Source organism: Rhizobacter sp. P5_C2, assembly GCF_054049715.1.
In genome coordinates this window covers 1-13,334 of sequence record NZ_JBFULV010000138.1, presented here as the reverse complement: position 1 = coordinate 13,334, position 13,334 = coordinate 1, and the positions used below count along the sequence as shown (strand labels likewise).

19 protein-coding genes and 1 pseudogene are annotated in these 13,334 nt (G+C 69.4%); 7 read left to right on the top strand and 13 right to left on the bottom strand.

The window, feature by feature from the left end:
• On the top strand, nt 1–558 hold a 558-nt coding region (locus tag ACXJLU_RS30080), incomplete at its 5' end, for a lytic transglycosylase domain-containing protein (protein ID WP_457337355.1).
• 12 nt (nt 559–570) lie between these two features.
• Here the strand turns inward: ACXJLU_RS30080 and ACXJLU_RS30075 are convergent.
• The 6 genes from ACXJLU_RS30075 to hemA all read right to left on the bottom strand — a co-directional run bounded on the left by ACXJLU_RS30075 (nt 571) and on the right by hemA (nt 5,637).
• Complete coding sequence (locus ACXJLU_RS30075; protein WP_457337357.1) at nt 571–1,134, bottom strand: UbiX family flavin prenyltransferase; 564 nt, start codon at nt 1,132–1,134, stop codon at nt 571–573.
• An 11-nt stretch (nt 1,135–1,145) separates the two neighbouring features.
• Nucleotides 1,146–1,463, bottom strand: coding sequence for a Grx4 family monothiol glutaredoxin (gene grxD, locus ACXJLU_RS30070; RefSeq protein WP_047500156.1), 318 nt, complete (start codon nt 1,461–1,463; stop codon nt 1,146–1,148).
• 123 nt (nt 1,464–1,586) lie between these two features.
• Nucleotides 1,587–2,165 carry a hypothetical protein gene (locus ACXJLU_RS30065; protein WP_457337353.1) on the bottom strand — a complete coding sequence of 193 codons (579 nt, stop codon included), beginning with the start codon at nt 2,163–2,165 and terminating at the stop codon, nt 1,587–1,589.
• Nucleotides 2,166–2,321: 156 nt separating this feature from the next.
• Nucleotides 2,322–3,167 carry a peptide chain release factor N(5)-glutamine methyltransferase gene (prmC, locus tag ACXJLU_RS30060; protein ID WP_457337351.1) on the bottom strand — a complete coding sequence of 282 codons (846 nt, stop codon included), beginning with the start codon at nt 3,165–3,167 and terminating at the stop codon, nt 2,322–2,324.
• Nucleotides 3,164–4,249 carry a peptide chain release factor 1 gene (gene prfA / locus ACXJLU_RS30055; protein ID WP_457337349.1) on the bottom strand — a complete coding sequence of 362 codons (1,086 nt, stop codon included), beginning with the start codon at nt 4,247–4,249 and terminating at the stop codon, nt 3,164–3,166. The genes prmC and prfA overlap by 4 nt, the downstream gene beginning before the upstream one ends.
• Before the next feature lie 95 nt (nt 4,250–4,344).
• The gene (gene hemA / locus ACXJLU_RS30050) at nt 4,345–5,637 is read right to left on the bottom strand and encodes a glutamyl-tRNA reductase (protein ID WP_457337347.1); all 1,293 of its coding nucleotides are present in this window, start codon (nt 5,635–5,637) and stop codon (nt 4,345–4,347) included.
• A gap of 130 nt (nt 5,638–5,767) precedes the next feature.
• Between hemA and ACXJLU_RS30045 the strand changes: the two genes are divergently transcribed.
• Nucleotides 5,768–6,049, top strand: coding sequence for a hypothetical protein (locus ACXJLU_RS30045; protein ID WP_073462328.1), 282 nt, complete (start codon nt 5,768–5,770; stop codon nt 6,047–6,049).
• On the opposite strand, the gene miaB is transcribed toward ACXJLU_RS30045, so the two are convergent.
• Together miaB and ACXJLU_RS30035 are read right to left on the bottom strand one after the other, a co-directional pair.
• On the bottom strand, nt 6,046–7,401 hold the full coding sequence (gene miaB, locus ACXJLU_RS30040; protein ID WP_457337345.1) for a tRNA (N6-isopentenyl adenosine(37)-C2)-methylthiotransferase MiaB: 1,356 nt from the start codon (nt 7,399–7,401) through the stop codon (nt 6,046–6,048). The two genes, ACXJLU_RS30045 and miaB, sit on opposite strands and share 4 nt — an antisense overlap.
• A gap of 10 nt (nt 7,402–7,411) precedes the next feature.
• Nucleotides 7,412–7,801 (bottom strand): hypothetical protein, encoded by a 390-nt coding sequence (locus tag ACXJLU_RS30035; RefSeq protein WP_457337343.1) that lies wholly within the window; start codon nt 7,799–7,801, stop codon nt 7,412–7,414.
• 78 nt (nt 7,802–7,879) lie between these two features.
• Here ACXJLU_RS30035 and ACXJLU_RS30030 point away from each other — a divergent pair, with 78 nt between their 5' ends.
• From ACXJLU_RS30030 to ACXJLU_RS30015, 4 genes are all read left to right on the top strand, one after another.
• On the top strand, nt 7,880–8,623 hold the full coding sequence (locus tag ACXJLU_RS30030) for a S1 family peptidase (RefSeq protein ID WP_073462331.1): 744 nt from the start codon (nt 7,880–7,882) through the stop codon (nt 8,621–8,623).
• A gap of 162 nt (nt 8,624–8,785) precedes the next feature.
• Nucleotides 8,786–8,995, top strand: coding sequence for a hypothetical protein (locus ACXJLU_RS30025; protein ID WP_083613794.1), 210 nt, complete (start codon nt 8,786–8,788; stop codon nt 8,993–8,995).
• Between the two features lie 231 nt (nt 8,996–9,226).
• Nucleotides 9,227–9,445, top strand: coding sequence for a cold-shock protein (locus tag ACXJLU_RS30020; RefSeq protein WP_073462332.1), 219 nt, complete (start codon nt 9,227–9,229; stop codon nt 9,443–9,445).
• A gap of 84 nt (nt 9,446–9,529) precedes the next feature.
• A complete protein-coding gene (locus ACXJLU_RS30015; protein WP_143171243.1) occupies nt 9,530–9,775 on the top strand; it encodes a hypothetical protein in 246 nt (81 codons plus the stop codon).
• Nucleotides 9,776–9,789: 14 nt separating this feature from the next.
• Here the strand turns inward: ACXJLU_RS30015 and ACXJLU_RS30010 are convergent, their stop codons facing one another.
• The gene (locus ACXJLU_RS30010) at nt 9,790–10,044 is read right to left on the bottom strand and encodes a DUF1488 family protein (RefSeq protein ID WP_073462334.1); all 255 of its coding nucleotides are present in this window, start codon (nt 10,042–10,044) and stop codon (nt 9,790–9,792) included.
• Nucleotides 10,045–10,285: 241 nt separating this feature from the next.
• On the opposite strand from ACXJLU_RS30010, the gene ACXJLU_RS30005 reads away from it, so the two are divergent.
• Nucleotides 10,286–10,480: a hypothetical protein gene (locus ACXJLU_RS30005; RefSeq protein WP_143171244.1), complete on the top strand. Its 195-nt coding sequence runs from the start codon at nt 10,286–10,288 to the stop codon at nt 10,478–10,480.
• Between the two features lie 10 nt (nt 10,481–10,490).
• Here ACXJLU_RS30005 and ACXJLU_RS30000 read toward each other — a convergent pair whose 3' ends face one another.
• The 4 genes and pseudogenes from ACXJLU_RS30000 to ACXJLU_RS29985 form a co-directional block, all read right to left on the bottom strand.
• Nucleotides 10,491–11,270, bottom strand: coding sequence for an SDR family NAD(P)-dependent oxidoreductase (locus ACXJLU_RS30000; RefSeq protein WP_457337339.1), 780 nt, complete (start codon nt 11,268–11,270; stop codon nt 10,491–10,493).
• Nucleotides 11,271–11,287: 17 nt separating this feature from the next.
• The gene (locus ACXJLU_RS29995) at nt 11,288–12,187 is read right to left on the bottom strand and encodes a 2-dehydro-3-deoxygalactonokinase (protein WP_457337337.1); all 900 of its coding nucleotides are present in this window, start codon (nt 12,185–12,187) and stop codon (nt 11,288–11,290) included.
• A gap of 52 nt (nt 12,188–12,239) precedes the next feature.
• Nucleotides 12,240–12,857: a 2-dehydro-3-deoxy-6-phosphogalactonate aldolase gene (locus tag ACXJLU_RS29990; RefSeq protein ID WP_073462337.1), complete on the bottom strand. Its 618-nt coding sequence runs from the start codon at nt 12,855–12,857 to the stop codon at nt 12,240–12,242.
• 102 nt (nt 12,858–12,959) lie between these two features.
• Nucleotides 12,960–13,334: pseudogene (locus tag ACXJLU_RS29985) on the bottom strand (RNA polymerase subunit sigma-24); the annotation flags it as partial.

The window sequence follows — 13,334 nt, the reverse complement described above, 5'->3', positions numbered from 1 at the left end:
CGCGAGGCCCGGGCGGGCGCACAGGTCGAAGAGCCGCTGGCGGATGCGGTGCGCGGTGCCCTGGCAGCCGCCATCGCGAACAGCGCGCCGCCGAAGCCCGTTTTCGTCAGCACCGACGCGCGCCTGGCCTACCTGCGCTGGCTCGGCGAGATGAGCACGCGCCTGAAGAAGCGCAAGGCCGAGCATGTCACGCGCATCGAGTTCCTCGACACGCTCTGGTACGAGAGCACGCGCGCCGGGCTGGAGCCGGCGCTGATGCTGGGCCTGGTGCAGGTGGAGAGCGGTTTCCGCAAGTACGCGATCAGCAGCGTCGGTGCGCGCGGCTACATGCAGGTGATGCCGTTCTGGGCCCGGGTGATCGGCAACGGCGACGTGAGCCGGCTGTTCCACATGCAGACCAACCTGCGCTTCGGCTGCGTGATCATGCGGCACTACCTCGACGTCGAGCGCGGCGACCTGTACATGGCGCTGGGCCGCTACAACGGCAGCCGAGGCAAGCCGGAGTATCCAAACCTGGTGTTCGGCGCCAAGAAATACTGGGACTACAAACCGGGCTGATCGAGGGATCGATCAGAGGCCGGTCCACGGCCGGGGTGCTGCAGCATCGATGCCCAGCAGCGACAACACCCGCTCCACCGTCTCGTTCACGATCTCTTCGATCGTCGTCGGCCGGTGATAGAACGCCGGCAGCGGCGGGAAGATCACGCCGCCCATCTCGGTCACCGCGGTCATGTTGCGCAGGTGCGCCAGGTTGAAGGGCGTCTCGCGCACCATCAGCACGAGGCGGCGGCGCTCCTTCAGCGTCACGTCGGCAGCGCGCGCCAGCAGGCTGTCGGAGAAGCCGTGCGCCACCGCGGCGAGGGTCTTCATCGAGCATGGCGCGATCACCATCGCCGAACTCGGGAACGAGCCGCTCGCGATCGCGGCACCGATGTCGGCCGGGTTGTAGGCGGTGTGGGCCAGCGCTTCGAGTTCGCGCCGGTCGAGGCCGAGTTCGTGGTGCACGTTCAGCACGCCGGCCGGGCTGGCCACCAGGTGGCTCTCGCAGCCGATCGCCTTCAGCCGCTCGAGCAGCCGCACGGCATAGACCGCGCCGCTGGCGCCGGTCACGCCGACGACGATGCGCTGCGGCACGGTCACGTCATTCAGACTTTGGCGCCCAGCACCTGCTGCAGCTCGCCCGCCTGGTACATCTCCATCATGATGTCCGAGCCGCCGACGAACTCGCCGTTCACGTAGAGCTGCGGAATGGTCGGCCAGTTCGCGTAGTCCTTGATGCCCTGGCGCACGCCCTCGTCCTCGAGGACGTTGACGGTCTTCAGGTCGGTCACGCCGCAGGCCTTCAGCACCTGCACCGCGCGGCCGGAGAAACCGCACATCGGAAATTGCGCCGTCCCCTTCATGAACAGAACCACGCGGTTCTGCTTGACGAGGTCATCGATGCGTTGCTGTACGTCGCTCATGGTCTGGCGCCGGCGGGCCCGGCAAAGTTCAGGGTGGAAGGTCCGACGTTATACGGCAAACCGCAGGCCGCCCGTGCCGGCGGTCGGCATGCCCCCGGGAGAAATGCGACTTCGCAGCCCCGGTCAGAACGAGTACGACACGCCGAGCTGCAGCACCGGCTGCAGGCGCAGTTCGCGCACCTGGTCGTCCAGGCTCTGGCCGAGGCTGCGTCCGAAGCGACCGGCCAGCACGCCGACGTCCGCCGAGAATCCCCAGCCTCCCTTGACCGACAGGCCGGTGTAGCCGATGCCGACGTAGGGCGAGGTGGCGCTGTCGGTGCTGCCGTCGGGCGAGGTGGGACTCGTGCGGCGGTCGATGCTGAACTGGGCGCCGCTGCCGGGGCCGCTCCAGGGCGACGAGCGCGGCCCGAACAGCACGCCGCTGGTGGCACGCAGCCCGCCGGCCGGGGCGCCCTGGCTGAAGGCCGGCATCAGGTAGTAGTCGGCCATCAGGCTCAGGCTGCTGAGCTTCAGGCTGGTGGTGTCGAAGCCGGGGGTTTCGCTGCGCAGGCCGGGGCTGGTGCTGGCGGTGCCCAGGCTCATGCGGCCCTGCAGCTTGCGCCATCCCAGCCCGTTGCCGCCGGCGTCGAGGGCCATCGCAGCCTGTGCGCCGACGAGCGCCAGCGCGCCCGCGACGATCCACTTCCACCTTGGGTTCCACATGGCGACCTCTCCTTGCGACGGGTGTGACGGGAGACGAACCTGCGGCCCGCTGAAGGCCTCGAGACCATGCTACGCCGGCCGCGCCGCGTTGGGGGCCGCTCCCCCGCGACCGAATGGCAACAGTCGTCAGCGCGTGCAGTCGTGCCAGTAACAAACTCAGCGCGTGGCTTGCCGCCAACGGCCGCCGGTGCAGCGCTCGTTGCCGCCCAGGTCGCGCCGGGTGGCCACCTCGTGCAGGCCGGCCGCCGCCAGCAAGGCCTGCACGTCGCGGGCCTGGTCGTGGCCATGCTCCAGCAAGAGCCAGCTTCCGTCGCGCAAGTGGGCACTGGCACCAGCGATGATTTCGCGCAGCGAATCCAGGCCGTCGCCGCCCGGGGTCAGCGCCAGCAGGGGCTCATGCTGCAGTGCATCGAGGTGGTGGTCATCGCCCGCGATGTAGGGCGGGTTGCCGACGACCAGGTCGAAGTGCCGGCCCGCGACCGGCGTCCACCAGTGGCCTGGCAGCAACGCGAGCGCCAGGCCCAGGGTGCCGGCATTGGCTTCGGCGACCGCCAGTGCCTCGGGGCTGGCGTCGACGGCGGTCAGGTCCGCGCGCGGGCACCGGTGCTTGAGCGCGAGGGCGATCGCGCCGGAGCCGGTGCCCAGGTCGAGCACCTGCGGCGTGCCCGTGCCGGCGAGTTCGGTGGCGAGCAACTCCAGCGCCCAGTCGACCAGCGTCTCGGTGTCCGGCCGCGGCACCAGCACGGCGGGCGAGACCTGCAGCGTCAAGCCGTGGAAGTCCTGGCGACCCAGCAGGTAGGCGACCGGCTCGCCGGCGCTGCGGCGCATGACGAGGGCGTCGAAGTGCGCGGCCTGCTCAGGCGCGAGCGCGTCATCGCCATGGGCGATCAGCCAGCTGCGCTCGCGGCCGAGCACCGCGCCGAGCAGCAACTGCGCGTCGAGCCGGTCCAGCCCCGCGCCGCGTGCGCCGGCGAGCGCGCCATCGACGGTGGAGGCGCTCACGCGCCGCGCCCTTCCAGCTCGGCCAGTTGCTCCGCGGCACTGGCGGCCTGCAGGGCGGCCACCACGTCGTCGAGTTCGCCTTCCATCACCGACTGCAGCTTGTACAGCGTCAGGTTGATGCGGTGATCGGTCAGCCGCCCTTGCGGAAAGTTGTAGGTGCGGATGCGGTCGCTGCGGTCGCCGCTGCCGATCAGTCCCTTGCGGGTGGCCGCTTCCTTGGCGGCGCGTTCGCTGCGGTCCTTCTCGCGCAGCCGCGCGGCCAGCACGGCCAGCGCCTTGGCCTTGTTGCGGTGCTGCGAGCGGTCGTCCTGGCATTCGGCGACCAGCCCGGTCGGCAGGTGGGTGATGCGGATCGCGCTGTCGGTCTTGTTGACGTGCTGGCCGCCCGCACCGCTGGCGCGGAAGGTGTCGATGCGCAGGTCGGCGGGGTTCAGCTGGATCTCCTCGGCCTCGTCGGGCTCCGGCATCGCCGCGACGGTGCAGGCGCTGGTGTGGATGCGCCCCTGCGTCTCGGTCTGCGGCACGCGCTGCACGCGGTGGCCGCCCGATTCGAACTTCAGCCGGGCATACACATCGTCGCCGTCGACGCGCAGCACCACTTCCTTGTAGCCGCCGAGGTCGGACATGCTCTCGGACATCAGCTCGGTGCGCCAGCCGCAGCGCTCCGCATAGCGCGTGTACATGCGCAGCAGGTCGGCCGCGAACAGCGCCGATTCATCGCCGCCGGTGCCGGCGCGGATCTCAAGGAAGGCGTTGCGGCCGTCGTCCGGATCGCGCGGCAGCAGCGCGGTCTGCAGTTCGTTCTGCAGCCGCTCGAGGTCGGCTTCGGCGCCGGCGATCTCCTCGCGTGCCATCTCGGCGAGGTCGGCGTCGCCCAGCATGTCGCGCGCGGCCAGCAGGTCGCGCTCGCGCTGCTGGTAGCGGCGAAAGCGCTGCACCACGCTGTCGACCTCGGCGTGCTCGCGGGTCAGGCCGCGAAAGCGGTTCATGTCGCTGACCACCGACGGGTCGGCGAGCGTCGCGTCGAGTTCGCTCAGCCGCATCGCGAGGCGTTCGAACTGCTGGCGGAGGGTGTCTTTCATCGGGGCTCCGGAAAAGTTTCGCGGAGCCGGCGCGCGGCCGAAGCCGCAACAGGTGCGCCCGCCCCGCCGTTCATGCGGCGGACGACGGCGCGTCGCTAGTGGTGGCCGTCGCCCGGCTTGCGGGGGGCACCGCGCAGGAACAGGCGGGACACCGTCTGCGCGAGCACAGCGCGCTGTTCGCCGTCGGCCGCATGCAGTTCGGCCAGCGTGCCGTGCAGCATCTTCTGGGTCAGGCCGCGGGTCAGCGCATCGAGCACCACATCGAGGTCCTCGCCCTTCGCCAGCATCTTGCGGGCACGCGCGATCTCGGCGGCGCGCCAGTCGTCGGCCTGCGCGTTCAGCGCCTGGATCAGCGGCACCGTGCCGCGCTGGTCGAGCCAGTGCACGAAGCTCTGCACGCCGCTCTCGATGATGACCTCGGCCTGCTCGACCGCGGCCTGGCGCTTCTCGCCGGCCGTCTGCACCAGCGCCGACAGGTCGTCGACGGTGTAGAGGTAGACGTCGTTCAGCCGGGACACCTCGGGTTCGATGTCGCGCGGCACGGCCAGGTCGACCATGAACATCGGCCGGTGCTTGCGCGCCTTCAGTGCACGCTCGACGGCGCCCAGGCCGATGATCGGCAGCGAACTGGCGGTGCACGAGATGACGGCATCGAATTCGCCGAGCCGGGCCGGCAGGTCGGACAGGCGGATCGCCTCGGCACCGAAGCGGCCGGCCAGCTTCTCGCCGCGCTCGAGCGTGCGGTTGGCGACCGCCATCGCGCGCGGCGCACGGGCCGCGAAGTGCGTGGCGACCAGCTCGATCATTTCGCCGGCACCAACGAACAGCACCTTGGTCTCGCGCAGGTCCTCGAACAGCTGCGAGGCCAAGCGCACCGCGGCGGCGGCCATGCTGATCGAGTGCGAGCCGATCTCGGTGGAGGTGCGCACGTCTTTCGCGACCGCGAACGAGCGCTGGAACATCTGGTGCAGCGTCGTGCCCAGCGTGCCGGCGCTGCTGGCCTCGCGCACCGCCTGCTTCATCTGGCCGAGGATCTGCGGCTCGCCCAGCACCATCGAATCGAGGCCGCTCGCGACGCGGAAGGCATGGCGCGCCGCGGCGCCGCCTTCCAGCACGTAGGCGTGGTCCATGAAGTGCTGGCTCGCGACGCCACCCAGGCCGGCCAGCCAGTCGATGGCCGGGCGCACGAGCGCCGGTTCGGCCGCGCAATACAGCTCGGTGCGGTTGCAGGTCGACAGGATCGCGGCTTCGGGGCTGCCGCTCGGGCGCGTGACCCGTTCGCGAAACCCCTGCAGGGTGGGCGCCAGCTGCTCGAGCGTGAACGCAAAACGGCCCCGCAAATCCAGCGGAGCCGTCGTGTGGTTCAGACCGAGGGCGAAAACACTCATCTGCAGATTATAAAATTTGCCGCGCCGTCGGGCGTTTGCTGATTCTCAAGACCGTCATCAACGCTGACGATTCGTCACAATGTAGCGGTTTGGCGGCAACTTCCGGGCCAGCTTTTGCGAGAACCAGTCGATGGGACCCTTGGACGCACTGTGGCATTTGTTGAACTTCCTCGGCCCCGCCTTTGGCGTCACCGGCATTGCGTCGGCGATGGTCAAGCTGTTGTGGCGCCGTGAACTGGCCGGTGTCCGCTGGGCCCGGCTGTGGCTGTGGTCGGCTGGTGTCGCCAGCGTCGTCACCATCGTCGGGCTGGCCTGGCTGGGGCGCGACGGCAAGATGGCGACCTATGGCGCGATGGTCGCCGGCTGTGCGCTGACGCTCTGGTGGGCCGGCTTCGGCCCGGGCCGGCGCTAGGCCACCACCGCTTCCTCCAGCGTCACCACCTCGCCCCGCAGCGAATGCGGGTACGCCAGCGTGATGTTCACGTCGATCATCTGCCCGACCAGCCGTGCCGGCCCGGCGAAATTGACGATGCGGTTGCACTCGGTGCGGCCCATCAGCTCGTTCGCATCCTTGCGCGACGGCCCTTCGACCAGGATGCGCTGCACCGTGCCGACGCGCGACTGCCCGATGCGGCGCTGGTTGTCCTCGATCGTCGCCTGCAGGTGCTGCAGCCGCGCCAGCTTGGTCTCGTGCGGCGTGTCGTCGGCCAGTGCCGCCGCCGGCGTGCCGGGCCGCGGGCTGTAGATGAAGCTGAAGCTCGAATCGAAGCCGACGTCGTCGATCAGCTTCATCATCTTCGTGAAATCGTCCTCGGTCTCGCCCGGGAAGCCGACGATGAAGTCGCTCGACAGGCTGATGTCCGGACGCACCGCGCGCAGCTTGCGGATCGTGCTCTTGTACTCGAGCACCGTGTAGCCGCGCTTCATCGCCATCAGGATGCGGTCGCTGCCGTGCTGCACCGGCAAGTGCAGGTGGTTCACGAGCTGCGGCACGCGGCCATACACCTCGACCAGCCGGTTCGTGAACTCGTTCGGATGGCTGGTGGTGTAGCGGATGCGCTGGATGCCGGGGATCGCGGCCACGTACTCGATCAGCAACGCGAAGTCGGCGATCTCGGCGGTGTCGCCCATCGCGCCGCGGTAGGCATTGACGTTCTGGCCCAGCAGCGTCACTTCCTTGACGCCCTGGTCGGCCAGTCCGGCCACCTCGACCAGCACGTCGTCGAACGGTCGCGACACCTCTTCGCCGCGGGTGTACGGCACCACGCAATAGCTGCAGTACTTCGAGCAACCTTCCATGATCGACACGAAGGCCGTCGCGCCATCGACCCGCGCCGGCGGCAGGTGGTCGAACTTCTCGATCTCGGGGAAGCTGATGTCGACCTGCGGGCGCTGCTGCCGCTGGCGCTGCTTCAGCAGCTCGGGCAGGCGGTGCAGCGTCTGCGGGCCGAACACCACGTCGACGTAGGGCGCGCGCTCGATGATCGCCGCGCCTTCCTGGCTGGCCACGCAGCCGCCGACGCCGATCATCACGCCCTTGGCCTTCAGGTGCTTGACGCGGCCGAGGTCGCTGAACACCTTCTCCTGCGCCTTCTCGCGCACCGAGCAGGTGTTGAACAGGATCAGGTCGGCCTGCTCGGGGTCCTGCGTCGGCTCGTAGCCTTCGGCCGCGTGCATGACGTCGGACATCTTGTCCGAGTCGTATTCGTTCATCTGGCAGCCGAAGGTCTTGATGTAGACCTTCTTGGTGCGTTGTTCTTCCATCATGGCCTCGTCACGGCTTGGTCCAGACCTGGGCGGCGGGGTCGAAGGCCCAGGTCTGCGACTGCTCGACCGTGGTCGGCCACGGCACGACCTTGATCTCGTCGTCGCGCAGGATCCACACGTCCTTGATCAGCCCGGTGAACTCGGTGGTGTAGTGCACGACCAGCTTGCTGCCGACCAGCGGGCCGGTCAGCACCAGCAGGTTGTTCTGGCCGCGGATGCGCGCGCCCGGGGCGAGTTGCGCCGGCTTGCCGTTCAGCGTGACCTGCGGCGGGTTGTCGAAAGCGATCACGCCACGCAACGCGTTCTGCGGGAACGGGCGCTGCGCCTGGGCGGCGGCGGGGAGGGTGGCGCAGGCGAAGGCGAGGGCTGCGGTCGCAGCGATCACACAGCGGTACATGGTGTTGATCCAGTGGCTGTCGGTCAGACGGGAGGTCGATTCTAGGTCAGCCCCTCTTCAGGCCCCACACTTGCGACCATGATCGAACCCCTGCTGCTGACCACCGCCCGCGTCTCCACCTTCGACGGCGCCCTCCCGCTGACCGGTGCGAGCGGCTTCTTCTTCGAGCGCGACGGGCGGCTCTTCCTCGTCACCAGCCGCCACGTGCTGATCGACGCACCGAGCAAGCATTACCCGAGCCGCGTCGAGATCGAGCTGCACACCGATGCGGTCAACCTGACGCGCTCGATCGGGCTGTCGATGCTGCTGTACCGCGACGGCAAGAGCGTCTGGCGCCAGGGGCGCGATGCCGGCGGCGAGATCGACGTCGCGGTGCTCGAGATCGAGCGTGCCGCGCTGCCGGCCGGCGTGGCGATGGTGCCGTTCACGCCCGACCACCTGCAGCATTCACTCGACGAGGTGGAGGTCGGCAGCTCGCTGCTGGTGGTGGGCTTCCCGCTCGGCTTCCACGACGTGGTCCACCACCTGCCGGTGGTGCGGCAGGCGGCGATCGCGTCGTCGTTCGGCGTGCGCTTCCAGGGCCAGGGCTACTTCCTGACCGATGCGCGCACCCACCGCGGCACCAGCGGCGCGCCGGTCGTGATGCGCCACGCACAAGGCGATGCGCTGCCGTGGAAGCTGCTCGGGATCCACTCGTCGCGCATGGACATGGGCGGACGCGACCTGGAGAGCGATGAATCGCTGGGGCTGAACTGCGCGTGGTACGCCGACATCCTGATGACGCTGACCGACGACGAGGCGGCCGTCGCCCCGCTGCCGTGAACCGCTTTCGGCGGGGAATCTCCTTGAAATCGTCACAGGTATGTCGGATCGGGGTGGTACTGTCGGAGTGTTCGCCGTTCAAAGTCGTTCCCGAAAGGCCTCATGAGCATGACCCGTTCCGCGCCTCGCCGACCCTCGACCGAAGCGCCCGCCCGCCCTCCCGTGACCGCCGCGGCACTCAAACGACAGGCGCTGCGCAATGCCTTGCTCGGCACGGTGGAGTTGCTGCAGCACCGGCAGGCTGAACAGATCAATGCAAAGCTGATCGACGACTACGTGGCGCTCGATTGGTTCGAGTGGCGCGGTGGCGCGCTGCAGATCACGCTGACGGGGCAGAACATCTGCAAGCAGATCCGCAGCGGCCTCATCTGAAAGCCCGATCCGGCACCTCGCCTGCATAGCCCAACAGGGCTTTGCGCGCAGGCCGCGGGTGGGCGCAGGGTAAAATATGCACGGTAGGCATGCATAAGACCGTCTTTCAGCAAGTCCTCATCCCTGTTCCCGGATCTGTTCCGGGGATGCCGGTTGACAGTCCCATCGTTGATTTTCTTGGCGTCTCTGCACTGCGCGGCATGTGCTGCGCATGACTCGAAAGGAAACAACATGACGACGACTCAAACGCAAACCGGCACCGTGAAGTGGTTCGACGAAGGCAAGGGCTTCGGCTTCATCACGCCGGACGGCGGCGGCAAGGACCTGTTCGCCCACTTCAGCCAGATCCAGGGCGGCGGCTTCAAGAGCCTGGCTGAAAGCCAGCGCGTTCAATTCGAAGTGACGCAGGGCCAGAAGGGCCCGCAAGCTTCGAACATCGTCCCGGCCTGACCGGAACGCAGGGACCCGGCACTCGCAGGGTCTCTCAAGAAAACCGCGGCCTTGGTCGCGGTTTTTTCATTGGAGGCGCGCAACATGAAGAACCTGCAGGAAGCCACCGAGCGCATCTGCGACCTGAAGGGCTCGCTGGTCGCGATGGACGCGCTGATGGCGGCGCTGATCCGCGTGCTGCCCGCCGGGCAGCGTGCCGAATTGCGCACGGCCTTCGAGGACAACGCCGAGGTCGCGCGCACCGTGATGCTGCATGCGTCGATCTCCGAGCTGTCGATCGCCGCGTTCGAGCGCGACGTCGAGCGCACCACCACGCTGATCGGGTCGTAGGCGCTCTTGCCCTCTCAGGCCTTCAGGTCGTGCTCGCGCAGCATCACCGGCTCCAGCGAGCCGGCGGCGAAGCGGCGACGCACCGCCGCGTCGATTTCGCCGCGGTGGGCGTTGTAGGTGGCCACCGCGTCGGCGCCCCCCATGGCCGCGCGGTAGCGGTAGTGCAGCGCACGCATGCTGATGCTGGCCCCGATCGACGCGCCGTCGTCGAGCAGCACCCAGAAGCGCACGTCGCCCGAGGCGTCGTGGAGGAAGGGCGTGGGCAGCATGGCAGGCACCTCGGAGAGGCAGGGCAAAGGAGCCCGATCGTATACCTGTCGCGCCGTCCGACACGCCGGCTGACACGGCGCGGCAGTCTGGAACCAGGACGGTCGGCGATGTGACGGATTTCGCACCGCGTGACCTGCCGCGTCAGGCCCGATGCCCGGTGCCGCGCGAACCGCGCCCCTGGTCCGCAACTTGCCATTCAAAGCCTGTCGCCGCCCCGTGCGGCCCCGCGAAAGGCATCCGATGTCAGCACCCGAATCGTCGACCGCAGAAGTGGCCAAGTTGCTGCACCGCCTGTGGATGCGCGTGAGCCGCGGCGACACCGGCTATGGCGACGACATGCAGGACACGGTGGTCGATCCCGACCGCGAGTTCGGCTTCGCCGACACCGAGGTCGAAGACCGCTTCCGCTTCGGTCCGACCTACGGCCTGAACTGACGCCACCGGATCAGGACCAGCCCGCGTCGACGACGAAGCTCTGCGCGGTGCACATCTTCGAATCGTCGGCGGCCAGGAACAGCGCCATCGTCGCGATGTCTTCCGACTGAAGCCGCCCCGGCAGGCACTGGTTCGCGTCGAGGTCCCTCTCGGATTCGGGCGTGACCCACAGGCGCAGCTGCTTGTCCGTCATCACCCAGCCCGGCACCAGCGCATTGACGCGGATGTTGCGCTTGCCCAGGTCCTTGGCGAGCGAGCGGGTCAGGCCGTGGATGGCCGCCTTGGTCGTCGCATACGCCGGGTAGCCTGCGCCCTTGATCATCCAGCTGATCGAGCCGAGGTTGATGATCGAGCCGCCGCCCAGGCCGACCATGTCGTCGACCACCGCCTGCGCCGCGAAGAACTGGTGGCGCAGGTTCACGTTCATGCACTGGTCCCAGAACTCCGGCGTCACCTCCTCGACCCGGTGGCGCTGGTCGTTGGCCGCGTTGTTGACCAGCGCGCCGATCGGACCGAACGCGCTGCGCGTCTGCGCGATGGCCGCCTGCAGCGCCGCGACATCGGTCACGTCGCAGGGGATGAACAGCGGCGTCGGTGCGCCATGCGGGTTCGGCCGGGCGGCGATGTCCGCCAGCAGCGCATCGGCCGCCTCGCGGTTGCGGCCGACGAAGCCGACCTTCGCGCCCTGCGCATGGAAGTGCTCGACGAAGGCGGTGCCGATGCCGGTGGTGCCGCCGCTGATGAAGACGGTGCGGCCTTCGAGGCTCGGGTAGTGGGCGAAACGATTCATGGAGGGACTCCTCGGGTTCAGCCGACCAGCCCGCGCGCGCGGGCCAGCCGGTGCAGGCCGCGCGCGGTCAGCGCCTCGGCATGGGCGATCGCCTGCAGGCCGCGCGCCGCCAGCGCACGCTCGTAGCGGCGGGTCAGCGCGGCGCTGCCGATCAGGTGGACCGTGCCGGTCGCCGGCGCCAGCCCGTTCAGTTCGTGGCCGACCAGCAGGCCGGACAGGTACGAGGGTGCCGCCGCGCCGCTCAGCTCGCCGAACAGGCCGAGCGTGCGCACGCTGAAGAGCTGGTTCGGCAGGCCGCCGCTGCCGCGGCTGGTCTGCAGCCCGCGCGCGAACGCGGCCTCGTCGTCGCCGGCGTCCTTGTCCATCAGCGCGCCGAGCAGGCTGTGCTGCGTCAGCAGCGCATACAGCTCGCCGGTCATCGCGGTGTGGATGCGCGTGATGCGGCCGTGCTCGACGGCGATCCACTTGCTGTGCGTGCCGGGCAGGCACAGCGTGTGCGGGCCGGCGCCGGGCAATTCGTCGAGCAGGCCCAGCACCTGGGTCTCCTCGCCGCGCATCACCTCGGGCGTGCCGATGTTCTGCAGGTCGACCGCCCGGTCGCTCATGCCGGGCGCGATGAAGAGCTGGCGACCGGGCAATGCCGGCGCCTCGAACGCGAGCATGCCGGCGGCGATCGCATCGGCCCCGGCCGGGCAGGCGACGTAGGGCACCTCGCGCCAGCCGTTGCGGCTGCCGATCATGCCGGCCATCACGATGTGCGCATCGCTCCAGCCGTCGATCTGCTCGGCCAGCACGGCCTCGAAGCGTCCCTGGCAGGCCAGCAGCGCGGCCGGGGTGCTGCGCTGCGCCAGCACCTTGCCGGCGGGGTCGAGGCGGTAGGCGCGCAGGCTGCTCGTGCCCCAGTCGATGGCGATCATCTTGTCGGTGTCTCCGTGATGCGGTGCGCCCCGGTGGAGCGCCCGGTGTTCTTCAGCCGCGGGCGGCTTGCAGTGCGGCAACGAACGCGCGCGCCATCTCGCTGGTGCGCGACACATCTTGCCCCGGCTTGTAGAGGTCGCTGCCGAGCCCGGCGCCGATGCAGCCTGCCGCCAGGTACTCGCCCAGGTTGGCCGGCGTGACGCCGCCCACCGCGAACAGCGGCACGCCGGCCGGCAGCACCGCCTTCAGCGCCTTCACATGGCCGGTGCCGTAGGTGGTGGCCGGGAACAGCTTCAGCGCCTGCGCGCCGGCATCCAGCGCATCGAAGGCCTCGCTGGCGGTCGCGAAGCCGGCGGCCACCTGCAGGCCGCGCTGCACCGCGTACGCGATCAACGAAGGCCGGGTGTTCGGCGTCACGACCAACTTCGCGCCGACCTCGACCAGCGCATCGACATCGGCCGGCTTCAGCACCGTGCCGCCGCCGATCAGCGCGCGGCTGCCGAAGCGCTGCACGATGTCGGCCACGCTCTTCTGCCATTGCGGCGAGTTGAGCGGGACTTCGATCGCATCGAAGCCGGCGTCGATCAGGGCCTGCGCATGGGGCAGGGCTTCTTCGGGGCGGATGCCGCGCAGGATCGCGATCAGCGGCAGGGAGGTCGGCCAGGTCATGGGCGACAGCGTAGCGAGCGCCTGCGGCCTGCACAAATGAAATTTTGGGCCGCCGCCATAGCAAAACCGGGGGCGCTCGCGCTCGCCGTCTCAGCCAGGCACTCAGCCCGGTAGCTCGCGCGCCCGCTGCAGCAGCAGCTCGCGTTCGCGCTCGTTGCGCGTCATCTCGGCGGCGCGCTCGAAGGCCTCGCGCGCCTCGCCGTGGCGGCCCAGCCGCGCCAGCAGGTCGGCACGCACGCTCGGCAGCCAGTGGTAGTTCGCGAGCGCCGGTTCCGATTCGAGTTCGTCGACCAGCGCCAGCCCTGCGGCCGGCCCGAACGCCATGCCGACGGCGACCGCGCGGTTCAGCGCCACCACCGGCGACGGCGCCACCTGCTCGAGCGCGTCGTACAGCGCGACGATCAGCCCCCAGTCGGTCTCGCCGGCGCTGCGTGCCCGCGCATGGCAGGCCGCGAGCGCCGCCTGCAGCGCGTACGG